Origin of the sequence: Micromonospora taraxaci, assembly GCF_007830095.1 — a bacterium.
Classification (GTDB): domain Bacteria; phylum Actinomycetota; class Actinomycetes; order Mycobacteriales; family Micromonosporaceae; genus Micromonospora; species Micromonospora taraxaci.
In genome coordinates, this window is sequence record NZ_VIWZ01000001.1 from 537963 (window position 1) to 562554 (window position 24592).

Consider the following 24592-nt stretch of genomic DNA (forward strand, 5'->3'; position numbering starts at 1 on the left):
TCGGCGGGGTGGGTGGTCACCCGCGCCCGACCGGCGCAGAATGGCTCGGTCGAGAGGAGGCGGGACGAGTGACGCTGGCGCTCTACCGCAAGTACCGGCCGCGTACCTTCGCTGAGGTCATCGGTCAGGAGCACGTGACCGAGCCGCTGTCGCAGGCGCTGCGTAGCGGCCGGCTCAACCACGCCTACCTCTTCTCCGGCCCTCGTGGCTGCGGCAAGACCACCAGCGCCCGGATCATGGCCCGCTCGCTCAACTGTGAGCAGGGCCCCACTCCCGAGCCGTGCGGCAAGTGCGCGTCCTGCCGCTCGCTGGCCGCCGACGGTGCCGGCTCGATCGACGTGATCGAGATCGACGCGGCCAGCCACGGTGGTGTTGACGACGCCCGTGAGCTGCGCGAGCGTGCCTTCTTCGCACCGGCCAGCAGCCGCTTCAAGATCTACATCATCGACGAGGCGCACATGGTCTCGACCCAGGGCTTCAACGCCCTGCTCAAGCTGGTCGAGGAGCCCCCGGAGTACGTCAAGTTCATCTTCGCCACCACCGAGCCGGAGAAGGTCCTCGGCACGATCCGGTCGCGGACCCACCACTACCCGTTCCGGCTCTTCCCGCCGAAGGTGGTCCGCCCGTACCTGGAGCAGCTCACCCAGGCCGAGGGCGTCGCCGTCGAACCGGCGGTCTTCCCGCTCGTGGTGCGCGCCGGTGGCGGCAGCATGCGGGACAGCCTCTCCGTACTCGACCAGCTCATCGCCGGCGCCGGCGCGGAGGGGGTCAGCTACGCGCGGGCCGTCTCGCTGCTCGGGGTCACCGACTCCGCGCTGATCGACGAGATGTGCGACGCGCTGGCCGCCGGTGACGGCGCGGCCGCGTACGCCACCGTCGACCGGGTCGCCGAGGCCGGGCACGACATGCGCCGGTTCGCCTCCGACCTGCTGGAGCGGCTCCGCGACCTGATCGTGATCCAGCAGGTGCCGGACGCCGCCGCGAAGGGTCTGATCGACGCCCCGGCCGACCAGATCGAGCGGATGGCCGCCCAAGCCTCGCAACTCGGCTCGGCCACGCTCTCCCGCTGCGCCGACATCGTGCACGACGGCCTGGTGGAGATGCGCGGCACCACAGCTCCCCGCCTGCTGCTGGAGCTGATCTGCGCCCGGATGCTGCTCCCCGGCGTGGACGACTCCACCGGCGGCCTGCTCCAGCGCCTGGAGCGGATGGAACGTCGGCTCACCCTGAGCGGCACCGACGCCGCCGCCGGCTTCGCGCCGACCAACAACCCGGGGGTACGCCCACAGCAAGCCCCTCCGGTTCCGGCTGCCGCCAACCCCGCACCCGCCAACGCCCCGACCTCCGCACCGCCGTGGGATGTCGACCCGGCCGCGTCCCCGACCCGGAGCGCCGCTGCCCAGGGCACTCCGGCGCCGGGCGTCCCGACCGCCGATTCGCCGATCCCGGCGTCGCCCGGTGCGTCGGCGGCGACCACCGGTCTGGGGCCCGTCTCCCCGGCCGGCCCCGGCTCTGCTGCCCACGGTTCAGCCGGCACCCCTTCGGCTGGCCCTGGTTCGGCTGGCCCTGGTTCCGGTGAGGGCTCGTCGGCACCGCGCCGTGCGGTGCCACCGTCGGCGGTGCTTCCCGACCCGGCCACCCCAGTGCCGCCTCGTCCGGGTGCGCCGGCCGCCGCGCTGGACGCGGTCGCGGTCCGCCGGGTCTGGCCCGACGTGGTCGGCAAAGTCAACCGGACCAACAAGCGGATCGCCGCCCTGATGCGCGACGCGGTGGTCCGCGAACTCGACGGCGACATGTTGGTACTGACGGTGAAGTCCACAGTGCTGGCCAAGATGATGGCCGACCACTCGGCCGTGCTGACCGACGCGCTCTACGAGGAGTTGGGCGGACGCTGGCAAATTCGGTGCGAGGTGGCCGGTGAGCGTGGCGGCGTGTCGCTGTCCAGCCCGCAGCGCTCACAGCCCGCCGCTCCGGCCCGACCCGCCGCGCCGAACGCGACCGCCGCCGCCAGCCCGACGAGCGCGCCACCCGCTGCGCCGAGTCCGAGCGCCGCGCCGAACCCGAGCGCCGCGCCGAACTCGAACGCCGCGCCTGGCCCGAGCGCCGCGCCTGGCCCGAGCGCCGCGTCGAGCCCGAGCGCCGCGCCGAACCGCGAGGCCGTTGCCCGACCGGTGAGTGCGCCGACGTCACCGGTTTCCACCGGCCCGACCAGCGCGCCGTCCGCCGCAACAGGTTCGGCCGGCGCTACCGGTGGTCAGCCCGGAGGCACCGCCGTGCGTGGCGGGCAGGGCGGCCACGGCGCGGGCCAGCAGGGTGGCGCGCAGCCCACGGCGGCGGCCGACGACGAGGACGACTGGCCGGAGGCGGCGCTCCCCGGCGGCGGTGCCCCCGTCGCCGAGGCGAAGGACGACGAGGACTGGCCGGAAGCCGCCCGCCCCGGCGGCGCGTCGGCCGGAAACACCCCCGGGCTCGATGCTGCGACCAGCACCGCACCGAGCAGCGGTAGCGCTCATGGCATCGGGGCGAACGGCTCCAGCGGGGCCACCGGTGGTGGTCAGGCGGGCGGGCGGGGCAACCCGACGCCAGCGGCCCGGCAGCCGGCGTCAGCCGGTGCCGCACCGGTGAGCAGCGCCATCGCCGCGGCTCGCGCGGCGGCGGCGGGGCGCGGTACGCGTACCCCAGCGGCGACCCGGCCCATCGCGGACGCCGAATGGGCGGGCGAGCCGCCCTACGACCCGGACTTCGACGGACCGACCCGCGGTGGTCGGCCGGGTGGGACGGCCCCGGCGGCCACCCCGGTCTACGAGGGCTTCGACCCGGGCGACGAGCCATTGGACGAGGTCATCGACGAGAAGACCGCCCGGGAGTCCAGTGAAGAGCAGGCGGTACGGCTGCTCCGCGAAACCTTCGGCGCCGAGAAGATCGACGAGGTCGACGCCCGCTAACCCCGTCGATCATGGAGTTGTGGTGGTGACAAGCCGCCTGCTACTGGTCTATTCGGACACCACTACTCCATGATCGACGCGAGCGGGGGCGGGGGCTGGGGCTGGGGTTTCGGCTAGTAGGACTCCTAGGCAGCAGGTCCAGAGGGGGTAGGGCAGGACGGCTACTCGTTCCATGCCGCCCACGCCGATCCCGACCCCCTGCTGGGCGAAGAACAGCGCCGTCCCGGCCAGGGCGATGATCCCGGCGGTGAGGGTGAGACGTCGCCACCGGCCGAGCGGCGTGGTGCCCGGCGCGAAGCCGGCGAGGAGCAGACCGACGTTGCCCAGGCCCATGATCAGGAATGCGCCGAGGACGTGCAGGTTCTCGTCGACGTCGGCCGGGTAGAGGGCGACCAGGGCGTACCCGCAGGCGGCCAGCAGCAGGAGCGTCTGGGCCGCGCGCACCATGCCCCCGCGACCGAGGATCCGCCAGGTCAGCAGGATTCCGACGGCGAGCAACACGGCGGTGGTGAGTGTCGCGACGTTCGTGAGCGGATGCCAGGGCGAGCACACGTAGCGGGGGCGACTGGTGTCCCAGATGCCGCAGTGCGCGTTGCCGAGGTCGCTGATGTTGTGGGTGGCCCAACTGTAGGTCGGGTCGCGCCACCGCAGACCGGTGACCAGATTGGCGACGAGGAAGAGCGGGGCGGCCGCAACCCAGCACAGCGCGCCGATCCGGCCGGAGCGGCTGATATTCATGCCCTTGAGCACACCAGGTGGGTGGTTCGTGGCGCACTACCGGCAGATGGCCGGTTCGGGGTAGTGCCAGCCGTACCCGTTGCGGGGATGGACGGCGTGTCGCGGCGTTGCCAGGATGTGTGAATCGCCACCACCGAGGACCCCGCCGCGCCGGGCACGCGTGTGCCGACGGAGGCGGAACCGTTCACCGGGCAGGGCCCCCACCCGCCGGTCAAGCCGTGGTGGCATCGCCTCGTCCTGATCGTCAGCCTCGTGGCCGGTAGCCTCGCCGGACTGGCCTTCGCCCTGGCGACCCCGTTTCTGTCACTGATCGCCCTGGGTGCCCTTCAGGGCGATCAGATGCCCGAGCCGAGGCCTGACCTCGGTGCGCTGGTGGTTGCCGGTCCGGCTGACTCGACACCAGCCGTTCCGATCGCTACCAACGACACTGTCGACTTCGACCGGCTCCTGCCGGGCGCGGACACGCAGCACCTACTGCTGACCCCGCAGGTACGCGCCGACCTGCGCCATGCCGCCGGTGCGGCGTGGACCCAACCGGACAACACCGCCGTCACGGTCACCCTGCTCGAATTCGAGTCCAGCCAGGCGGCGGCGGAGTTCAGCCACTCCTGCATCGAGTTGCAGTTGGCGAACCACGACAAGGTCACCATCGCCGGCCGCGACGGGCCAGCGATGGCCTTCCTGGAGGCGGAGGCGCGCGCGATCTCGGCCGTCGAGATGGCTGACGAGGTCCTCATCTTCGTCCGCGCGGTCAGCCCCGCCGACCGGCTCCCGGACACCGTCGTCGCCGTCGAGTCGCTGTTGCGCGAGCAGCGCGACCGACTCTGAGCCACGCCACCCCCGCGCGGCCGCTTTCTGGGCCCGGCGTGGGCGGACGCACCGGGCGGGGCAGGGTCGGTCCCAGCGGATAGGCTGGGCGGCGGCCGAGCAGACGAGTGCGAGAAGGAGCCATCCGTGCGCCCAGGTGGACAGCCGAACATGCAGCAGATGCTGAAGCAGGCGCAGAAGATGCAGCAGCAGATCGCCGCCGCCCAGGCCGAGCTGGCCGAGGCCGAGCTGACCGGCACCGCCGGCGGTGGGCTGGTCACGGCGACCGTCTCCGGCTCCGGTGAGCTGAAGGCCATCAAGATCGACCCGAAGGCCGTCGACGCGGACGACGTGGAGACGCTTGAGGACCTGGTCGTCGCCGCCGTGCACAACGCCGCCGAGGCGGCCCGCGAGCTGACCGAGCGCAAGATGGGCCCGGTCGCCGGTGGCATGGGCGGCCTCGGCCTGCCCGGTTTCTGAGCCGGCAGATGTACGAAGGTGCCATCCAGGACCTGATCGACGAGCTGGGCCGGTTGCCGGGCGTGGGCCCGAAGAGCGCCCAGCGGATCGCGTTCCACGTCCTGTCGGCGGACCCGGCCGACGTCAACCGGCTGGCCGGCGCCCTGCGCAAGGTCAAGGAGCTGGTGCGGTTCTGCACGACCTGCTACAACGTGGCCGAGTCCGAGCAGTGCCGGATCTGCCGCGACCCGCGCCGCACCGACGAGGTGCTGTGCGTGGTGGAGGAGCCCAAGGACGTGGTGGCCATCGAGCGGACCGGTGAGTTCCGCGGTCGCTACCACGTGTTGGGCGGTGCGATCAATCCGCTGGAGGGGATCGGTCCGGACAATCTGCGCATCCGGGAGCTGCTGATCCGGCTCGGCGGAGGCGCGGTGCGGGAGTTGATCCTGGCCACGGACCCGAACACCGAGGGCGAGGCGACCGCCACCTACCTGGCGCTGATGGTGAAGCCGATGGGTATCTCGGTGACCCGGCTGGCCAGTGGGCTGCCGGTCGGCGGCGACCTGGAGTACGCCGACGAGATCACCCTCGGTCGGGCCTTCGAGGGCCGCCGCGCGGTCTGATCCCCCTACGTACAGCCGATGGCCGGCACCCCTCGGGGTGTCGGCCATCGCTTCGTCACTGCCCGGAATTGATCTGACACTTGATCCCTCATCGGGGCTGTTCGACGTAACAGTTTGGCATCGCGGGTGCAGATTGATCGGTTTGAGGGGCGATTTACCTTCGAATCGAAAGTCAACCAGCGCTTGAGGCACGATCCGATACCAACCGTCCACCTGGCAGTTTCCGGGTGGACGTAACGAGAGCTATGGTCACCGCCATCGGTGACCCCTGTCACCACGTTGTCCGTACCCCCAAGGACGAGGTGAAGCACACATGCGTGCACCCAGGCCGAAGGTCGCGATCGCGGCCGTCGCGGTCGCGGCCCTCGCGGTAGCAGGCTGCGCCGAGAGCAACCGCGACGACAAATCCGGCGGTAGCAAGAAGGACACCCTCGTCTTCGGCGTAGCCGGAGACCCGAAGGTGCTCGACCCGAGCTTCGCCAGCGACGGTGAGTCGCTGCGCGTGGCGCGTCAGGTCTTCGAGACCCTGGTCCGGCCGGAGGAGGGTGGCACCAAGGTCACCCCCGGTCTGGCCGAGTCCTGGACCCCGGACGCAGCGGGCACCACCTGGACCTTCAAGCTCCGCTCGGGCGTGAAGTTCCACGACGGCACCGACTTCAACGCCGAGGCCGTCTGCGTCAACTTCAACCGCTGGTACAACGCCAAGGGCCTCATGCAGAGCCCGGACGTGACCGCGTACTGGCAGGACGTCATGGGCGGCTTCGCCAAGAACGAGGACGCGGAGCTGCCGCCGAGCCTCTTCAAGTCCTGCGCCGCCAAGGACGCCACCACTGTGGACCTGTCCTTCACGCGGGTCTCCAGCAAGATCCCGGCCGCGCTGATGCTCCCCTCGTTCTCCATCCACAGCCCGAAGGCGCTGCAGGAGTTCGACGCGAGCAACGTCGCGGGCACCGCCGAGGACATCAAGTACCCGGCGTACGCGACGGCGCACCCGACCGGCACCGGCCCGTTCAAGTTCAAGGCCTGGGACGTCGCCAACAAGACGCTCACCCTGGAGCGCAACGACGACTACGCCGGCACCAAGGCCAAGCTGAAGACCCTCATCTTCAAGACGATCTCGGATGAGAACGCCCGCAAGCAGGCGCTGCGCTCCGGTGACATCCAGGGCTACGACCTGGTCGGCCCGGCCGACGTCGAGCCGCTGAAGTCCGAGGGCTTCAACATGCTCACCCGCCCGGCGTTCAACGTGCTCTACCTGGCGATCAACCAGAAGGGCAACCCGAAGCTCGCCGACATCCGTGTCCGGCAGGCCATCGCGTACGCCCTGAACCGTCAGCAGCTGGTCACCTCCAAGCTGCCGCCGGGTGCCAAGGTCGCCGACAACTTCATGCCGGACACCGTCGAGGGTTGGAACGGCGACGTCACGAAGTACACCTACGACCCGGCCAAGGCGAAGGCGCTGCTGGCCGAGGCGGGCGCGTCGAACCTGACGCTGAAGTTCCACTACCCGACCGAGGTCACCCGGCCGTACATGCCGAACCCGAAGGACATCTTCGAGCTGCTGTCGGCGGACCTGAAGGCTGTCGGCATCACCGTCGAGGCGATCCCGCTCAAGTGGAGCCCGGACTACCTGAACGCCACCACCTCGGGCAGCAAGCACGACATCCACTTCCTGGGCTGGACCGGTGACTACGGCGACGCCTACAACTTCATCGGTACCTTCTTCGACCGGCCGAAGGACGAGTGGGGCTTCAACAACAAGGCCCTGTTCGACCAGTTCAAGGACGCGGACACCACCGCTGACATCGCGGCCCGGACCGAGAAGTACAAGGCCCTGAACAAGTCCGTGATGGACTTCCTGCCCGGTGTGCCGATCTCGCACTCGCCGCCGGCGATCGTGTTCGGCAAGGACGTGACCGGCGTCAAGGCGAGCCCGCTCACCGACGAGCGGTTCTCGACCGCCGAGTACAAGTAAGTCCTGATCTGACGCAGCAAGGAACGCGGGCGGGCGCTGTCGCACAGCGCCCGCCCGCAACCCTCCGCACCCCTTCGAGGCCGCCGTGTTCCGGTTCATCGTCAGACGCCTGCTTCAGCTGATACCCACGCTGTTCGGGCTCTCCCTCCTGCTCTTCATCTGGCTCCGCCGACTCCCCGGCGGCCCCGAGACCGCCATCCTCGGCGAGCGCGGTACGCCCGAGATGCGGGCTGCCATCCGGCGCAACATGGGGCTCGACGAGCCCATCCTGGTGCAGTACGGCCGTTTCGTCCGTCGGCTGATCAAGCTCGACCTGGGCACCTCGACCTCCACCAAGCGGGCGGTCACCACGGAGTTCATCGAGCGCTTTCCCGGCACCGTCGAGCTGACCATCACCGCGATGATCATCGCGATCGGTGTCGGCATCCCGCTGGGTTACCTGGCCGCCCGTCGTCGCGGCCGCTTCCTGGACCACGCGTCCGTGGGCGGCTCGCTGATCGGCATCTGCATCCCGGTCTTCTTCCTGGGCTACGTGCTCAAGGCGATCTTCTCGGAGAACCTGCACTGGTTCCCGTCCAGCGGTCGGCAGGACCCGACGCTCGGGGCGACCCGGGTCACCAACTTCTTCGTCCTCGACGGGTTGATGACCCGTGAGTGGGACGCCGCGGCCGACGCCCTCTGGCATCTGGTGCTGCCGAGCATCGCGCTGGCCAGCATCCCGCTGGCGATCATCGTCCGGATCACCCGGGCGAGTGTGCTGGAGGTGCTCAACGAGGACTTCGTACGCACCGCCGAGGCCAAGGGCCTGACCGAGCAGACGGTCCGTCGCCGGCACGTGCTGCGCAACGCGATGCTGCCGGTGGCCACCTCGATCGGTCTGCTCGCCGGCGGCCTGCTCTCCGGCGCCGTGCTGACCGAGACCGTCTTCGCCTTCAGTGGCATCGGAGCGTTCGTCGCCGAGGCCATCGGCCAGCGCGACTATCCGGTGCTGATGGGCTTCATTCTGATCATCGCGGTGGTGTACGTGCTGGTGAACCTGCTGGTCGACCTCTCCTACAGCTTCATCGACCCGAGGGTGAGGGTGCGATGACACTCAGCCCGGGCAAGAAGCGCGAAAAGATCGACCGGCTCTCCGAGTTGGCCGCCCGTGACGACGAGCGGGGCGTCAGCCTGTGGCAGGAGGCGTTCCGCCGGCTGCGCGGCAACCCGGCCGCGATCGTCGGCGCGGTCATCCTGGCGCTCTTCGTGCTGGTCGCGGTGCTCGGCCCGTTCCTCGTGCCGTACGCGCCGACCGACACGATCGGCATCCGGGAAGGGCTGATCAAGCCGGGTGTCATTCCCGGCCCCGACGGTGACCACTGGTTCGGGTACGACCACCAGGGCCGGGACGAGTTCAGCCGGATGATCGTGGGCGCCCGGCAGACCCTGCTGGTCGGTGTGGTGTCCACCCTGATCGGTCTGGCCATCGGCGCGCTGATCGGTGGCATCTCGGGTGCGGCGGCCGGTCTCGGTGGCCGGTGGGGGCGGTGGGTCGACACCACCCTGATGCGCTTCATCGACATGCTGCTGGCGATGCCGAGCCTGCTGCTGGCGGTGAGCATCGCCGCCCTGCTCGGGGCCAGCCTGACCACCGTGATGATCGCGGTCGGTGTGGTCTCGGTGCCGGTGTTCGCCCGGCTGCTGCGCGGCTCGATGATCTCCCAGGCCAACAGCGACTACGTGCTGGCGGCCACCTCGCTCGGCGTGAAGAAGTCGAAGATCGCGCTGACCCACGTGGTGCCGAACTCGCTCGCGCCGGTGATCGTGCAGGCCACCCTGACCCTGGCCACCGCGATCATCGAGGCCGCGGCGCTGTCCTTCCTCGGCCTGGGCAACCCGGACACCGCCGTACCGGAGTGGGGCGTCATGCTCGCCGACGCGCAGCAGTACCTCGGCATCCGGCCGTCGCTGGCGATCTACCCGGCCGTCGCGATCATCATCACCGCGCTCGGCTTCACCCTGCTCGGTGAGGCGATGCGTGAGGCCCTCGACCCGAAGCTGCGGAAGTAGGCCCAGTAATGGCACTGCTCGAAGTTGATGATCTCTCCGTCACGTTCGCCCGGCGCGGCCAGCGGGCCGTGCACGCCGTCGACGGGGTGTCCTTCTCGGTCGACGCCGGTGAGGTGGTCGGCCTGGTCGGCGAGTCCGGCTGCGGCAAGAGCGTCACCTCGCTCGCGATCATGGGCTTGCTGCCGAAGCAGCCGGGCCTGCGCGTCGGCGGCAAGGCCGTCTTCGACGGCACCGACCTGCTCCAGCTCGACGACCGGTCGCGGCGGGACATCCGTGGTCGGGACATCGCGATGATCTTCCAGGACCCGCTGTCCTCGCTGAACCCGGTGATTCCGATCGGGTTGCAGGTGACCGAGGTGTTGACCCGGCACCGGGGGATGAAGGGTGCGGCCGCCGCGAAGGAGGCGGCGGAGCTGCTGGACCGGGTCGGCATTCCCGACCCGAAGCGGCGGCTGAAGGAGTACCCGCACCAGCTCTCCGGTGGGATGCGCCAGCGTGCGCTCATCGCGATGGCGGTGGCCTGCCAGCCTCGGCTGCTGATCGCCGACGAGCCGACCACCGCGCTGGACGTCACCATCCAGGCCCAGATCCTGGAACTGCTCAAGGAACTGGTCCGGGACTCCGGCACCGCACTGCTGATGATCACCCACGATCTGGGTGTGGTGGCCGGCATGTGCGACACCGTCAACGTGCTCTACGGCGGCCGGGTGGTGGAGACGGCCCGCCGCCGTCCACTGTTCCGTCAGCCGCGGCACCCGTACACAGTGGGTCTGCTTGGCTCGGTGCCCCGCCTGGACGCCGGGCGGGGCGAGAAGCTCAGCCCGATCCCCGGCTCGGTCCGCGACCTGCTGCCCTGGCCGGAGGGTTGTGCCTTCGCCCCGCGCTGCGCCCGGCGGACCGACGAGTGCGTGGGCGAGCCGCCGGAGTTGGTGCAGGCACACGACGGACGTAGCTACCGGTGCGTCAACCCGGAGCCGGTGCCCGGCACGGTGCCCGCCCCGCGCGAGGAGGAACCAGCGTGAGCGACAACGACATCCTCGTCGAGGTACGCGACCTGAAGGTGCACTTCCCGATCAAGCGGGGTGTGCTGTTCGACCGGGTGGTCGGCCATGTGAAGGCCGTCGACGGGGTGGACCTCAGCATCCCGCGGGGCAAGACGTACGGCCTGGTCGGCGAGTCCGGCTGCGGCAAGTCCACGCTGGGTCGGGCGCTGCTCCAGCTCACCCCGCCGACCGCCGGCGAGGTCGAGTTCGACGGCGTCGAGCTGACCACGCTGCCGTCGGGCAAGCTGCGCAGCATGCGTCGCCGGATGCAGATGATCTTCCAGGACCCGATGTCCAGCCTCGACCCCCGGCAAAACGTCGAGTCGATCCTGACCGAGGGCATGCAGACCCACGGGATCGGTGCCGACCGCACCGACCGTCGTCGGATCATCGGCGAGACCCTGGACGCGGTGGGGCTGCCCCGCTGGGCGCTGTCCCGCTACCCGCACGAGTTCTCCGGTGGACAGCGGCAACGCATCGGCATCGCCCGCGCGCTGGTGCTCGGGCCGGAGCTGATCGTCGCCGACGAGCCGGTCTCGGCGCTCGACGTCTCGATCCAGGCCCAGGTGGTCAACCTGCTCGACGAACTCCAGGACAGCCTCGGGCTGACCTACCTGGTGATCGCGCACGACCTCGCTGTGGTCCGGCACATCTCCGACACCGTCGGCGTCATGTACCTGGGCGCGCTGGTCGAGGAAGCGCCGAGCGACCGGCTCTACACCGAGCCGCTGCACCCGTACACCCGGGCGTTGATGTCGGCGGTGCCGGTGCCGGACCCGGATGTGGAGGATCGTCGGGAGCGGATCCTGCTCGCCGGTGACCTGCCGTCGCCGGCCAACCCGCCGTCCGGCTGCCGTTTCCACACGCGCTGCCCCTGGGCGCAGCCCACCCGCTGCGCCGACGAGCGACCCGTGCTGCGGGAGATCGGCGTCAGCCGGGTGGCCTGCCACTTCGCCGAGCAGATCGCCAGCGGTGAGCTACGCCCGCACCAGGTCAGCGCGCAGATCGTCCGCCCCGAGGACGAGGGCGAAGCGCCCGCCGTGGTCTCCGCGCCCACCGAGCCCGGCTCGTACGTCTGACGAAGCCCGCTCGCCCCGATCAACGGTCGGGGCGAGCGCGGCGGGCCGGTCGACGGGGGTTCAGCCCTCGGGTCGGTTCAGCAGGCCCACGGCGACACCGTGCACCGCGTCCAGCCCCGCCGGATCGGCCAACGCCACCGACGTGCCGGTGACCGCGTACCACTCGTCCGCGTCCTTGTACTGCACCCGAAGGGTGACCTTGCCGTCGGCGTACTCGGTGCGCAGGGTCAGGTCGCCGGTGACGACGCCGACCTCGTCGGTCATCACGCCGCCGGGGCCGGGCACGATGTCTGAGGTACGGCTCTGCGGGCTGGCCGCGCCGCCGGAATCCGCGACCATCCCGGCACCCGGCACGGCGGCGGGAGTCTCGGCAGTGCCGTCGGCGGTCATGCCTGCGGCCGCCGGGCCGCTCTCCTCAGCGGCCGTCACGACGCGTTTCCCACTGTGCAGCCCTCCAGCATGTCGGTCAGGGCGGTCTTCTCGGCGCTGGTCACCGTCAACCGCCAGTAGTGCTTGACCGTCACCCAGCTTTCGGCGTACTTGCACCAGTACTCGCGGTTCGCCGGCTTCCACTGGGACGGGTCCTGGTCACCCTTTGCCCGGTTGGAGGACGCGGAAACCGCGATGAGCTGCGGACGTGTGGTGTCGTTGGCGAAGTCGCCACGCTTTTGGTCGTCCCACTCGTCGGCGCCCGAGCGCCAGGCGTTGGCCAACGGGACCATGTGGTCGATGTCCACGTCCGAAGGGTCGGCGGCGCTACGGCCGTCGTACACGCTCTCCCAGCGCCCGCCGACCACGTTGCAGCCGGAGAGCTTCACGTCCTTGCCGTCGCGCTGGAGAATGCTGTCCCGCACGTCGCAGTTCTTGCCGGTGTTCCGCCAGTGCGGGAAGTGGTCTCTGCTGTAGCCCTTCATCGAGCCGGCAGTTGCCACGGTGAGCTGGCCGAGTTGCTGTACGGCGTTGCCGCCGTCGCTCGGCGACTGAGTGTCCGGCTCGTCGGGCGGGACGCAACCGGCGACGCCGAGCGCCAGCGCCGCGGCGAGCGCGGCCACCGCCGCTCGCGGTCCTGATGTGGTACGCACAGACGACACCTCTCCAGCTTGCGGTCTCCCGGCGACTGCGCACAGTACCCGGGCCAGGTTTTGGCAATTCGTGGCGTCTCCCACTTGTTACAGGGCACATTGGTGGGATGACCGAACCCGTACCGGCGCCTGCCCTCCGGATGGGCACCGCCGCCGGCCGGGGCACGCTGCTCGCCGCCGTACTCGCCTCCGGCATGGTCTTCCTCGACACGACGGTCGTCAACGTGGCGCTGCCGAAGCTCGGGCAGGACCTCGGCGCGAGCGTGTCCGATCTCCAGTGGACCATTAACGGCTACCTGCTGATGCTGGCGGCGTTCGTGCTGCTCGGCGGTGCCCTCGGGGACCGCTTCGGTCGACGACGCATCTTCCTGATCGGTGTCCTCTGGTTCACCGTCGCCTCCGTGCTCTGCGGGCTGGCCCAGGGCACCGGCTGGCTGATCGCGGCCCGCTTCCTCCAGGGCGCCGGCGGCGCGCTCCTTACGCCCGGATCGCTGTCGGTGCTCCAGGCGAGCTTCCACCCGGACGACCGGGGCCGGGCGATCGGCGCCTGGGCCGGACTGTCCGGGGTGTCCACCGCGCTCGGCCCGTTCATCGGGGGCTGGCTGATCGACGCGCTGTCCTGGCGTTGGATCTTCTTCCTCAACCTGCCGATCGCCGTCCTGGTGGTGCTGGCCACGACGCGCTGGGTGCCGGAGAGCCGCGACGAGAGCGCCTCCCGCACCGCGGGGCCCGGACGGACCCGACGCCGGTTCGACGTCGCCGGAGCCCTGCTCGGAGCACTCGCGCTCGCCGGCGTCACGTACGCCCTGATCGACGTGCCGGCACGCGGCTACGACTCGGCGCCGGTGCTGATCGCGGCGCTGGTCGGGGTGCTGTCGGCGGTGGTCTTCGTACTGCTCGAACGGCGGCGCGGGGACGCCGCGATGCTGCCCACCGGCCTGTTCTCCAGCCGGCTCTTCTCGGTGCTGAACATCTTCACCGTCGTCGTCTACGCGGCGCTCACCGGCTTCACCTTCTTCTTCGCCGTCTACCTGCAGAACGTGGTGGAGTGGTCGGCCTTCCGCACCGGCATCGCACTACTGCCGATGACCCTGCTGCTGTTGGTCGGGTCGGCCCGCTCGGGAGCGTTGTCGGCGCGGATCGGCCCCCGGCTGCAGTTGACCGTCGGGCCGGTGGTGGCCGCAGTCGGCCTGTTGCTGCTGCGCGGCGTCGGACCGGGCGCGTCGTACTGGACGGACGTGCTGCCCGGGGTGCTGCTCTTCGGGATCGGGCTGACCCTGGTCGTGGCACCGCTGACCGCGTCGGTGCTGGCCGCCGTGCAGGACCGCTTCTCCGGTGTGGCCAGCGGCTTCAACAACGCCGCGTCCAGGGCCGGTGGGTTGCTCGCGGTGGCGGCGCTGCCGCTGCTGGTCGGCCTGTCCGGCGGCGGGTACGAGCAGAAGGGCGAGCTGACCGACGCCTTCCGCGGCGCGATGGAGTGGTGCGCCGGCCTGCTCGTGGCCGGCGCGGTGCTGGCGCTCGTGCTGGTCCACAGGCCGCCCCGGGAAGCCCCGCCGTCCCAGCCCTGCCACTCGCTGCCCGCCGCGACACCCCCGAAGTAGGGATCCACCCCGGGGGTGTCGCGTGTAGGTCAGCGGCGTGCGCGGTTGACGGCGCTGGTGACCGCCTTGATCGAGGCGGTGACGATGTTGGCGTCGGTGCCGACACCCCAGACCGTTCGCCCGTCGACCTCGCACTCCACGTACGCGGCGGCCTGCGCGTCCCCGCCGGAGGAGAGCGCGTGCTCGTGGTAGTCGAGCACCCGCACACCCACCCCGACCGTGTGCAGCGCGTTGACGTACGCGTCGATCGGACCGTTGCCGACGGCGGCGAGTGAGCGCTGCTCGGCGCCCACGCCGACCTGGGCCTCGATCTCGACCTTGCCGTCGATCGTGCTGATCGTGTAGCCGGCCAACCGGATGGCCGGGTCGGGCTGGTGGTCGAGCAGGTAGTGCGTCGCGAAGATCTCCCACATGGCGGCCGGGTCGACCTCGCCACCGTCGTGGTCGGTGACCTGCTGCACCACCCCGGAGAACTCGATCTGGAGCCGCCGGGGCAGGTCCAGTTGGTGCTCGCTCTTCATGATGTACGCGACGCCGCCCTTGCCGGACTGCGAGTTGACTCGGATGACCGCCTCGTAGGTGCGGCCCAGGTCCTTCGGGTCGATCGGCAGGTACGGCACCGCCCAGGTGTGCTCGTCCACCGGTACGCCGGCAGCCTTCGCGTCGGCGGCCAGGGCGTCGAAGCCCTTCTTGATCGCGTCCTGGTGGGAGCCGGAGAAGGCGGTGTAGACCAGGTCGCCCGCGTACGGGTGGCGCTCGTGCACCGGGAGCTGGTTGCAGTATTCGACCGCCCGCCGGATCTCGTCGATGTTCGAGAAGTCGATCATCGGGTCGATGCCCTGGGAGAAGAGGTTGAGCCCCAGCGTCACCAGGTCCACGTTGCCGGTGCGCTCACCGTTGCCGAACAGGCAACCCTCGATGCGGTCCGCGCCGGCGAGCAGGCCCAGCTCGGCGGCGGCCACTCCGGTGCCCCGGTCGTTGTGCGGGTGCAGGCTCAGCACCACGCTGTCGCGGCGCGGCAGGTGCCGGTGCATCCACTCGATCGAGTCGGCGTACACGTTGGGGGTCGCCATCTCGACCGTCGCCGGCAGGTTGATGATCAGCGGGCGGTCGGGCGTCGGGTCGATCACGTCGATGACCCGGGAGCAGACCTCCAGCGCGTACTCCAGCTCGGTGCCCGTGTACGACTCCGGCGAGTACTCGTAGAAAATGTCGGTGTCCGGAGTGTGGATCTCCGCGTACTTCTGGCAGAGCCGCGCACCGGTCGTGGCGATGTCGGCGATGCCGTCCTTGTCCAGGCCGAAGACCACCCGACGCTGGAGGGTGGAGGTCGAGTTGTAGAAGTGCACGATGGCCCGCTTGGCACCGCGCAGCGACTCGAACGTCCGCTCGATCAGGTGCTCCCGGCACTGAGTGAGCACCTGGATGGTGACGTCCTCGGGGATCATGTCCTGTTCGATGAGCTGCCGGACGAAGTCGAAGTCGGTCTGACTGGCCGACGGGAAGCCGACCTCGATCTCCTTGTAGCCCATCTGGACCAGCAGTTGGAACATCCGGCGCTTGCGCTCCGGCGACATCGGGTCGATCAGGGCCTGGTTGCCGTCGCGGAGATCCACCGCGCACCACCGTGGGGCCGCGTCGACCTGGCGGGTGGGCCAGGTGCGGTCCGGCAGCTCGACCCGGAACTGCTCCTGGTAGGGCTGGTAGCGGTGGTACGGCATCCGGCTCGGGCGCTGCCGAGCGAACGGATCGGTTTCGGCGTCGGTGACAGGTTGAGCCATTTCAGAGTGCTCCCTGGAACATGTGGCGTCAGCAGATCGGAAGGTGTCGGCGTATGCCGGGCGACGATGCGCGGCGGTGCCGAGAGAAGGTTCGGATGTGCTGGACGGCGCGATGCAACTCCGCGACGAGGTGCCGGCCGGTCAGGCCTCGTCGCGGCGGCTAAGGAGGAGCAGCGCCTGCCACATGACCACGTCACCCTACGTGATGGCAGGGGCGGTGGGAAGGTAGGTCCGGACTGTGGGACCAGCGTCATGGTCCGTGCCGGGCCGCCCGGACGCGGATGGTCAGCGGAGCAGCAGGTCGGCGAGGGGTCGGCGGTGCCGCAGGCTGGTTTCCTCGGCGACCAGGTCGGCCGGGAGGCTGAGCGGGTCGCCGAGACGCCCGACGGCGACCACCGCGTACGGCCGTACGTCGGCGGGAAGGTGCAGGTCAGCGGCGAGTCCGGCGCGATCGACGGTGAGGACCTGGCGTACGTGCAGCCCGAGCGCGGTGGCCTGCACGGTGAGGTGGGCGACGGCCTGGCCCAGGTCGTAGGCGATCCCGTCGGCCGGCGCGGCGTCGGGTGCCGTGTCGGCGTCGACGTGTGCGGCGAGCAGCAGGGCGGCGGCGCGGTGCGCCCACCGCTGCTCACGCTCGGGCAGGTTGACCAGGATCCGCTTCCAGGTCTCGTCGTCGCGGTGGCCGAGGGTGAACCTCCAGGGCTGGCGGTTGCCCAGCGACGGTGCCCATCGGGCCGCCTCGAGCAGGGAGGCCGCGTCCGCCGCGCTCAGCTCGTCGGTGGGGTGGAACGCCAGCGGGCTCCAACGGAAGGCGAGCAGCGGGGTCAGGTCAGCCATGCCGGTAATCGTCCTGTATGGGTGATTCGCCGATCAGGCAGGGTTAGCAGAATGTGGGCAAAAGCACCCGTAACGGGATGAAGATCAGGGCGTTCCCGCGCTCGGGCTGTCCGAGGGGTCAGGGGTCGGCGGCGCGGCGGTGTCCAGCGGGTCCCGGTCGATCACCACCGGACCGGCCAACTGCACGGTGGCCGGCGCCGGGCCGGGTGGTGCGGCCAACCGCAGCGTCCCGACCCCGGTCCGGACGCCGGTCGGTGTGCCGTCCCGGTCGTAGCAGTAAATGCCCACGTCCAGCGGGGCGTTCAGCGACGCCGAGGTGGAGTCCACCGAGTAGCACGTGCCGGTCAGGCCCTCGGGCGCGTTGGCCGGGGCCACCGCCAACGGCGCGCGTCGGTCGGTGAGCACGTCCAGCCAGTCGGTGAGCGGATGCTGGACGCGGGGGTCCGACCGGCGCGGGATCGTGTCGTCCCGCTCACCGAGGCGTACGCAGCTCGACGGTTCCGGTCGACCGGCTGACGGCAGGGCGCACTGAAACAGCCCGTCGGCCGTCGCCGCCATCGAGACGTCGGCGGCGCCACCCAACGCGCCCCCCGGCACGTCGACCCGCCAGCTGCCGTCGTTAGCGCTGGTGAACACGATGGTGCGGTCCGGCTGACCCGCCCGGCTGTACACGTACTGCGCCACCATGTGGCGGTCCTGCGCGGCTGCGGCCAGGGCAGCCAGCTCGTCCCGTGCGGCGTCCACAGCGACCGACCCGGGATCGGTCGGCGTCGGGGCGGGCGGCTGCGTGCTGGTGCAGGCGACCAGGAGCGCTGGCAGGGCTAACACGAGCGGCCCGAGCACACGGCCGGCCGAGCGGATGAGGACGGGCACCGGCCCATTCTGGTGGCTGCGAGCGGTCCGCGGGTGCCGGCGCGTACCAGGCTCGTTCCGGCGTGTCGGACGCGCTCGTGGTCGCGTACCTCCCGCCCTGGTGGGAGCGGCCCGGCGGCACTCGTGCGGGCCGGATGGTGGGATCACCTGACCCGCCGTCGTTACCCGCCGGATACCCTCAAGGGGTTTGACACGCGCCGCCGGCCCCGGTTCCGGCGGCGTCGGCACGCTCAGGGTCACTGGGAGGGAGTGCACGTCGTGGCACTCGTGGTGCAGAAGTACGGCGGGTCGTCCGTCGCCAACGCCGAGCGGATCAAGCGGGTGGCCGAGCGCATCGTCGCAGCCCGCAAGGCCGGCGACGACGTGGTGGTGGTGGTCTCCGCGATGGGGGACACCACCGACGAGCTGCTCGACCTGGCCAACCAGGTCAGCCCGCTGCCGCCGGGCCGCGAGCTGGACATGCTGCTCACCGCAGGCGAGCGGATCTCCATGGCGCTGCTCGCCATGGCGATCCACAACCTGGGGTACGAAGCTCGCTCGTTCACCGGCTCGCAGGCTGGCGTGATCACCACCTCGGTGCACGGCCGCGCGCGGATCATCGACGTCACCCCCGGGCGGCTCAAGGGCGCGCTCGACGAGGGGTCGGTGGTCATCGTGGCCGGCTTCCAGGGCGTCTCGCAGGACACCAAGGACGTCACCACCCTGGGCCGGGGCGGGTCGGACACCACCGCCGTGGCGCTCGCCGCCGCCCTGCACGCCGACGTCTGCGAGATCTACACCGACGTGGACGGCATCTTCACCGCCGACCCTCGGATCGTGCCCAACGCCCGGCACATCCAGCACATCACCTACGAGGAGACGCTGGAGCTGGCCGCCTGCGGAGCGAAGGTTCTGCACCTACGTAGCGTGGAATACGCCCGCCGGGCGGGGTTGCCGATCCACGTCCGTTCGTCATACTCGACCAACACCGGCACGATGGTCACCGGATCGATGGAGGACCTTTCCGTGGAGCAGGCACTGATCACCGGGGTCGCGCACGACCGCAGCGAAGCCAAGATCACGATCGTCGGGGTGCCCGACGAGCCGGGTGCCGCCGCGCGGATCTTCGACACCGTCGCCGGCGCCGAGATCAACATCGACATGATCGTGCAGAACGTCTCCACCGAGGGCACCGGTCGGACGGACATCTCATTCACCCTGCCCAAGGCCGACGGCCCGACCGCGATGGCAGCGCTCAGCAAGATCCAAGAGCCGGTCAAGTTCAAGGGCCTGCTCTACGACGACCACGTCGGCAAGGTCTCGCTGATCGGTGCCGGCATGCGCTCGCACCCCGGTGTGGCCGCCGGCTTCTTCGCCGCGCTCGGCGCAGCCGGCGTCAACATCGAGATGATCTCCACCTCCGAGATCCGGGTCTCCGTGGTCTGCCGGGACACCGACCTCGACGCCGCCGTCCGCGCCATCCACGACGCGTTCGAGTTGGGCGGCGACACCGAAGCCGTGGTCTACGCGGGGACGGGTAGGTAGCGCCCGATGACGGCGCTGCCCACCCTCGCCGTGGTCGGAGCGACAGGTGCCGTCGGCACCGTGATGTGTGAGCTGCTCACCGGACGACGCAACGTCTGGGGAGAGATCCGGCTGCTCGCCTCCGAGCGCTCGGTCGGCCGTCGGGTGCGCTGCCGAGGCGAGGAGATGGTCGTCCAGGCGCTGACCCCCGAGGCGTTCGACGGGGTCGACGTGGCGATGTTCGACGTCCCCGACGAGGTCTCCGCCGAGTGGGCGCCGATCGCCGTCTCGCGGGGCGCGATCGCTGTCGACAACTCCGGCGCGTTCCGGATGGACCGGGACGTCCCGCTGGTCGTTCCGGAGATCAACCCCGAGCAGGTCCGCAACCGGCCCCGGGGCATCATCGCCAACGCCAACTGCACCACCCTCGCGATGATCGTCGCGGTCGCGCCGCTGCACCGTGAGTACGGCCTGCGGGAGCTGGTGCTCGCCTCCTACCAGGCGGTCTCCGGGGCGGGGAAGTCCGGCGTCGACATCCTGCACGACCAGCTCACCAAGGTCGCCGGCGATCGGGCGCTCGGCTCACGCACCGGTGACGTCCGGCAGGCGGTCGGCGACGACCTCGGCCCGTTCCCGGCACCCCTCGCGCTCAACGTGGTGCCCTGGGCCGGTTCCCTTGCCGACGCCGGCTGGTCGTCGGAGGAAATGAAGATCCGCAACGAGTCGCGGAAGATCCTCGGCCTGCCCGACCTCAAGGTGTCCGCCACCTGCGTCCGGGTGCCGGTGGTCACCGCGCACTCGGTGGCCGTGCACGCGGTCTTCGCCAGCGAGGTGGACGCCGAGGGCGCCCGCGAGGCGCTGCGCAACGCGCCCGGCGTGATCCTGGTCGACGATCCCGGCGCCGGAGAGTTCCCCATGCCGATCGACGCGGTCGGCACCGACCCGTCCTGGGTCGGCCGGATCCGCCGCGCCCTGGACGACCCCCGCGCCCTCGACTTCTTCGTCACCGGCGACAACCTCCGCAAGGGGGCGGCCCTCAACACGGCCCAGATCGCCGAACTACTTGCCAAGGAGCTGAAGGCCGGCTAGGCGGCGGACAGGTGGACGCCGTCCCGGCCCTGGCGCTTCACCGCGTACAGGGCCTGGTCGGCTCTGCGCAGGGTGCGGTCTGGGGTTTCGCCGGGGCGGGGCAGTGCCACGCCCACACTGATCGTGCGGCCGACGCGTCGGGCCGCCTCGGTCAACCGTTCGGCGATCCGGACCGCCTCCTCGGGGCGGCTCACCTCGATCACCGCGACGAACTCGTCGCCGCCGATCCGGTACAGCTCGTCGCCGTGGCGTAGCGCCGCCTCCAGCGCCCGGGCCAACCCGACCAGCACCCGGTCGCCGGCCTGGTGGCCGTACGTGTCGTTGACGGTCTTGAAGCCGTCCACGTCGATCGCCAGCAGGGCCGTACGCCCCGGGGTGGCCGTCGCGATCCGCTGCCCGAACGGGCCGGTGTGCCGCAACCCGGTCAGCGGGTCGGAGCTGGCCTGTTCCCGCAGTCGGGCCAGCGTGCGCAGCCGGTCCACGCTCGTCCAGGCCTGCCCGGCGAGCAGTTCCATCAGGCTGACGGTGGTCGGGTCCGGGCGCAGCGCGCGTTCGTCCGCGACCAGCAGCACCCCGCCGACCTCAGGTGGTCCCACCGGAACGGCGACCAGCGTGCGAACTCCGGCCCGGGTCAACGGCCGGTAGTCCTCGGTCGGGAGATGCCCCGCCTCGCCCAACGTGTAGCCGGCTCCGTACCGGTGTGCCCGGTCGACCATCCGGTCCAGCGCGGCCGGGCCCGACTCGGTCAGCTCGGCCCGAATCCGGATCTCCAGTTCGCTCGGCGTCGTCGGCGACGGGCCGAGCTGACCCGCCATCAGCAGCACCGCTGTGGAGAGGGCGGAGACCTCCCGTGCGGCGCACGCCGCCACGCCCAGCACGTCCGCCTCGGTGGGCGCGGCGGAGAGCGCGGCCGCGTGCCGGAGCAGCTTCTCGCTGCGGCTCTCCTCCGGTGGACCTCCGAGGGCGGCGATCCGCGCACCGAGTCGGTCGGCCACCTGCTGCGCGGTCTCCCGCCACGGCTCCAGGTCGACCGGCTCACTCCACTGCAGGTCGAGGACGCCGATCGCCCGGCCCGCCGGGTCCAGCACCGGTACGCACAGCTCGGCTGTCACGTCCGGGCGTACCGGAAGGTAGTCCGGATCGGCGCTCACGTCCGGGACGGCTGCGGGGGATCCGGTGTCGTGCACCCGGCCGACGATGCCGGTGCGCGCCGGCACTGTGGCGAAGACCTGCCAGGCCCCGGTCGCCGCGACGCAGCGCAGACGGTCGTGGGCCGCGAGCAGCACGGAGATGGTCGCCGGGGTGTGGCGGGACAGCGCGCTGACCGTCCACCGACAGGCCTCCGGCGTGCTCGACGCCATCGGCAGGCGGACGGTGACGTCACGGATGACTCGCTGATGATCCACTCGCACGTCGTTCCAGGTAGGGGAGGAGCCCGGCCGGCGCCGAGCCGCGCGATCAAGCGTACTCACGACTGTGCGAAACCGACTTTATTCGTACACACGTGCTATCCACAGGCTGTGGACGCAGCCTGTGGGCAGCGGGCACCGCGAACCAGCGCCCGGCGATAGCGTGAGAACCCCGGCGCCGAGGAGACGATCCATGATCATCGCTCAGCTCAGTGACCCGCACCTGACCACCGGCCTGCTCGCCTCCGCGCCGACCGCGGGGCTGCACCGCGCGCTCGGCCGGGTGCTCGCGTTGCGCCCCCGCCCGGACTGCGTGGTGATCACCGGTGACCTGGTCGACCACGGGCGACCCGACGAGTACGCGGCGCTGCGCGAGCTGATCGGCCGGTTCCCGCTGCCGGTGCACCTGGTCCCCGGCAACCACGACGACCGGGAGTCGCTGCTCGACGCGTTCGGAGGCACCCCGTGGCTCGGCGGCGGCTTCTCCGCCTACTACCACGTCGACCACGAGGCGGCGTCGATCGTGGTGCTCGACTCGCTCGTCCCCGGCAGCGACGGTGGTCGCCTCGGCGAGGAGCAGCTCGGCTGGCTCGACGGGGTGCTGACCGGGCGGCCCGAGGTGCCCGCAGTGATCTGCCTGCACCATCCGCCGGTGGCGGTCGGCATCCCCGCGGCCGACTCCATCCGGCTTGCCGACGGCGACGCGCTCGCCGAGGTGATCGGCCGGCACCGGCACGTCGTCCGGGTCGCGGCCGGCCACCTGCACCGCCCGGTCACCACGGCGTACGCGGGCACCGTGCTCACCGTGGCGCCCAGCACCTGGAAGCAGAGCACCCTCACGATGAGCGCCGACGAGCAGATCGGTTGGGTCGACGAGCCGACCGCCTTCCTGCTGCACGTCGTGCAGGCGGGCGGCTGCGTGACGCACACCGTGCAGGTGAGCCACTCCGCCGGCCAGACCTGCGGCTTCTGAGGGCGCCCGTCGTGCGGGTCTGGTACGTCGCGTACGGCTCGAACATGCACGCGGCCCGGCTGGCCTGGTACATCGGCGGCGGCTGTCCGCCCGGCGGAATGCGGACGTACCCGGGGTGCCGGGACCGACGCCCACCGAGCCGGTCGGTGCCGGTGTCGCTGCCGGGCGGCATCTACTTCGCCGGCGAGTCCCGCGCCTGGACCGGAGGTATGGCCTTCTACGACCCACACCTGCCGGGCGAGGCCGCCGCCCGCGCCTACCTGGTGACAGTGGACCAGTTCACCGACATCGCGGCGCAGGAGATGTACCGCCCAGCGGGCGAAACCGCCCACCTGACCGAGACGACAGCTGCGGCCGTCGAGGCCGCCATCGCCGGCGGACGGGCCATGCTCGGCCCCGGACGGTACGAGACGCTCGTCTGCCCGGGCAGCCGCAGCGGCGTTCCGATGCTCACCTTCACCGCACCGGAGCGGGCGTCCGCTGTGCGGTGCCGGCCACCCGCGCCGACGTACCTCCGCATGATCGCCCGTGGCCTGCGTGAGTCGCACGGCTGGCCGGCCGAACGAATCGCCAGCTATCTGGAAGTCCGACCCGGCGTGGCGGACGCCTGGCCGCCGGACGCCGTCGCCGCCCTGGTCAGCGAGGCGCTGGCCGGGCCCTGACCGCCGCCGTCACGCCGAGCCCGGCGGTCACGTGTGCCGGCCCGGCGGGCGCTGCGGGGTCACAGGGGGGTCAGGTCAACCGAGCAGGAACTCGCGCAGCGCGGGGGCGAGTGTCGTCGGCGGCACCTCGTGGTTGCCACCGTCGAGGCTGACGGACCGTCCGCCAGGAACCGCCTCGGCCGCGGCCCGGCTGCCGTCCCGCAGCCACTGCGGACTTCCGGTGCTGTCCACCGCGAGGGTCGGTGCCGTGATCGTCGCCAGCCGATCGGCGGGCAGTCGCCCGCCCGCCGTGATCACCGCGTCGTACGGCAGGGTGTGCGCGATCGCGGTCAGTGCGCCCCACATCGGTTGCGCCCGCATCCCGGCGACCGCCCCGGCCGGCAACCCCACCGACGCGGTGAGGAAGGCCTCCACCGCGCCGTCCCGATCGTCGGCGGCGATCAGCTCGATCAGCTGCGCGGTGATGTCCTTCCGGACGCCCACGTGCGAACCGACCTGGAACGGCGGCTCGAACAGGACCAACCCGGTCACCGGCAGACCCTGTGCGGTGGCGAGGGCGGCCAGCACCGCGCCGGAGGAAATCCCGTAGAGCGCCGCGGAGCCACCGGCCGCCGCGATCACCGCGGCCAGATCGTCGATCTCCCGGCCGATCTCGTACGGAGCGGTGTCGCCGCTGTGCCCACGGCCCCGACGGTCGTAGCCGAACACGGTGAAGTCCGGTGCCAGCGCCTCGCCGAGCGCGCGGGTCGTGTTGCGGTCGTTGAACGCGCCGCCGACCAGGACGAGCGCGGGCCCGGCCCCGGACCGTTCGAACGCGATGGGCGTGCCGTCCGCCGATCGCACCTGCTCCACCGTCGGTGTCGTTCCGCTCACGATGCCGTCTCCGTCCGTGTCGACTCTCCCGTCCTTTCTAGACCCCAGGTCTGACGTTGTCCGGTGGACCGCAGCAAACGACGTCGCCTGCGCAGCAGATGACCGTCGATCCTGGTACGGGCCGACTCGCAGCTCCGACGTGCTGCCTGGGTCGCCCAGTCGCCGTCCGGATGAGAGGCTGTCGGAGCGGG

The 24592-nt window shown here is 71.0% G+C and carries 22 protein-coding genes; 14 read left to right on the plus strand and 8 right to left on the minus strand.

What is annotated here, in order from left to right; genetic code table 11:
- The first annotated feature begins 68 nt into the window (after window positions 1-68).
- Window positions 69-2945 (plus strand): DNA polymerase III subunit gamma and tau, encoded by a 2877-nt coding sequence (locus tag FHU34_RS02645; RefSeq protein WP_145778525.1) that lies wholly within the window; start codon window positions 69-71, stop codon window positions 2943-2945.
- Window positions 2946-2993: 48 nt separating this feature from the next.
- Here FHU34_RS02645 and FHU34_RS02650 read toward each other — a convergent pair whose 3' ends face one another.
- Entirely contained in the window at window positions 2994-3683 is a 690-nt protein-coding gene (locus tag FHU34_RS02650) for a DUF998 domain-containing protein (RefSeq protein ID WP_145778526.1), read from the minus strand.
- Between the two features lie 252 nt (window positions 3684-3935).
- Between FHU34_RS02650 and FHU34_RS02655 the strand changes: the two genes are divergently transcribed.
- The 8 genes from FHU34_RS02655 (at window position 3936) to FHU34_RS02690 (ending at window position 11718) form a co-directional block, all read left to right on the plus strand.
- Entirely contained in the window at window positions 3936-4511 is a 576-nt protein-coding gene (locus FHU34_RS02655) for a hypothetical protein (protein WP_167524749.1), read from the plus strand.
- Between the two features lie 150 nt (window positions 4512-4661).
- Window positions 4662-4970, plus strand: a complete 309-nt coding sequence (locus FHU34_RS02660; protein ID WP_030489880.1) for a YbaB/EbfC family nucleoid-associated protein — start codon at window positions 4662-4664, stop codon at window positions 4968-4970.
- 8 nt (window positions 4971-4978) lie between these two features.
- On the plus strand, window positions 4979-5572 hold the full coding sequence (gene recR, locus FHU34_RS02665; protein WP_145778528.1) for a recombination mediator RecR: 594 nt from the start codon (window positions 4979-4981) through the stop codon (window positions 5570-5572).
- Window positions 5573-5885: 313 nt separating this feature from the next.
- A complete protein-coding gene (locus FHU34_RS02670; RefSeq protein ID WP_145778529.1) occupies window positions 5886-7547 on the plus strand; it encodes an ABC transporter substrate-binding protein in 1662 nt (553 codons plus the stop codon).
- Between the two features lie 85 nt (window positions 7548-7632).
- Window positions 7633-8637: an ABC transporter permease gene (locus tag FHU34_RS02675; RefSeq protein ID WP_145778530.1), complete on the plus strand. Its 1005-nt coding sequence runs from the start codon at window positions 7633-7635 to the stop codon at window positions 8635-8637.
- Window positions 8634-9596 carry an ABC transporter permease gene (locus FHU34_RS02680; protein WP_030328130.1) on the plus strand — a complete coding sequence of 321 codons (963 nt, stop codon included), beginning with the start codon at window positions 8634-8636 and terminating at the stop codon, window positions 9594-9596. The genes FHU34_RS02675 and FHU34_RS02680 overlap by 4 nt, the downstream gene beginning before the upstream one ends.
- 8 nt (window positions 9597-9604) lie before the next feature.
- Complete coding sequence (locus FHU34_RS02685) at window positions 9605-10618, plus strand: ABC transporter ATP-binding protein (RefSeq protein WP_145778531.1); 1014 nt, start codon at window positions 9605-9607, stop codon at window positions 10616-10618.
- Window positions 10615-11718 carry an ABC transporter ATP-binding protein gene (locus FHU34_RS02690; RefSeq protein WP_145778532.1) on the plus strand — a complete coding sequence of 368 codons (1104 nt, stop codon included), beginning with the start codon at window positions 10615-10617 and terminating at the stop codon, window positions 11716-11718. Before FHU34_RS02685 ends, FHU34_RS02690 begins: the two co-directional genes overlap by 4 nt.
- Before the next feature lie 60 nt (window positions 11719-11778).
- Here FHU34_RS02690 and FHU34_RS02695 read toward each other — a convergent pair whose 3' ends face one another.
- Both FHU34_RS02695 and FHU34_RS02700 read right to left on the minus strand, forming a co-directional pair.
- On the minus strand, window positions 11779-12168 hold the full coding sequence (locus FHU34_RS02695; protein WP_145785413.1) for a hypothetical protein: 390 nt from the start codon (window positions 12166-12168) through the stop codon (window positions 11779-11781).
- A complete protein-coding gene (locus tag FHU34_RS02700; RefSeq protein ID WP_145778533.1) occupies window positions 12144-12800 on the minus strand; it encodes an HNH endonuclease family protein in 657 nt (218 codons plus the stop codon). Before FHU34_RS02700 ends, FHU34_RS02695 begins: the two co-directional genes overlap by 25 nt.
- Window positions 12801-12907: 107 nt before the next feature.
- On the opposite strand from FHU34_RS02700, the gene FHU34_RS02705 reads away from it, so the two are divergent.
- The gene (locus tag FHU34_RS02705; protein ID WP_145778534.1) at window positions 12908-14401 is read left to right on the plus strand and encodes an MFS transporter; all 1494 of its coding nucleotides are present in this window, start codon (window positions 12908-12910) and stop codon (window positions 14399-14401) included.
- 29 nt (window positions 14402-14430) lie between these two features.
- Here FHU34_RS02705 and leuA read toward each other — a convergent pair whose 3' ends face one another.
- The 3 genes from leuA to FHU34_RS02720 form a co-directional block, all read right to left on the minus strand.
- Complete coding sequence (gene leuA / locus FHU34_RS02710; RefSeq protein WP_145778535.1) at window positions 14431-16182, minus strand: 2-isopropylmalate synthase; 1752 nt, start codon at window positions 16180-16182, stop codon at window positions 14431-14433.
- A gap of 285 nt (window positions 16183-16467) precedes the next feature.
- The gene (locus FHU34_RS02715) at window positions 16468-17019 is read right to left on the minus strand and encodes a nitroreductase family protein (RefSeq protein ID WP_145778536.1); all 552 of its coding nucleotides are present in this window, start codon (window positions 17017-17019) and stop codon (window positions 16468-16470) included.
- Between the two features lie 84 nt (window positions 17020-17103).
- A complete protein-coding gene (locus FHU34_RS02720) occupies window positions 17104-17892 on the minus strand; it encodes a hypothetical protein (RefSeq protein WP_244311527.1) in 789 nt (262 codons plus the stop codon).
- Between the two features lie 258 nt (window positions 17893-18150).
- On the opposite strand from FHU34_RS02720, the gene FHU34_RS02725 reads away from it, so the two are divergent.
- Together FHU34_RS02725 and FHU34_RS02730 are read left to right on the plus strand one after the other, a co-directional pair.
- The gene (locus FHU34_RS02725) at window positions 18151-19416 is read left to right on the plus strand and encodes an aspartate kinase (RefSeq protein ID WP_088987236.1); all 1266 of its coding nucleotides are present in this window, start codon (window positions 18151-18153) and stop codon (window positions 19414-19416) included.
- Between the two features lie 6 nt (window positions 19417-19422).
- Window positions 19423-20484, plus strand: coding sequence for an aspartate-semialdehyde dehydrogenase (locus FHU34_RS02730; RefSeq protein WP_145778537.1), 1062 nt, complete (start codon window positions 19423-19425; stop codon window positions 20482-20484).
- Here the strand turns inward: FHU34_RS02730 and FHU34_RS02735 are convergent.
- Window positions 20481-21845, minus strand: coding sequence for a sensor domain-containing diguanylate cyclase (locus FHU34_RS02735; protein ID WP_425280560.1), 1365 nt, complete (start codon window positions 21843-21845; stop codon window positions 20481-20483). The two genes, FHU34_RS02730 and FHU34_RS02735, sit on opposite strands and share 4 nt — an antisense overlap.
- Before the next feature lie 241 nt (window positions 21846-22086).
- Here FHU34_RS02735 and FHU34_RS02740 point away from each other — a divergent pair, with 241 nt between their 5' ends.
- Both FHU34_RS02740 and FHU34_RS02745 read left to right on the plus strand, forming a co-directional pair.
- Window positions 22087-22866 (plus strand): phosphodiesterase, encoded by a 780-nt coding sequence (locus FHU34_RS02740; RefSeq protein ID WP_145778539.1) that lies wholly within the window; start codon window positions 22087-22089, stop codon window positions 22864-22866.
- Window positions 22867-22877: 11 nt separating this feature from the next.
- Entirely contained in the window at window positions 22878-23528 is a 651-nt protein-coding gene (locus tag FHU34_RS02745) for a histone deacetylase (RefSeq protein WP_244311528.1), read from the plus strand.
- A gap of 75 nt (window positions 23529-23603) precedes the next feature.
- Here the strand turns inward: FHU34_RS02745 and FHU34_RS02750 are convergent, their stop codons facing one another.
- On the minus strand, window positions 23604-24401 hold the full coding sequence (locus FHU34_RS02750; protein ID WP_208744913.1) for an alpha/beta fold hydrolase: 798 nt from the start codon (window positions 24399-24401) through the stop codon (window positions 23604-23606).
- Between the last annotated feature and the right edge of the window lie 191 nt (window positions 24402-24592).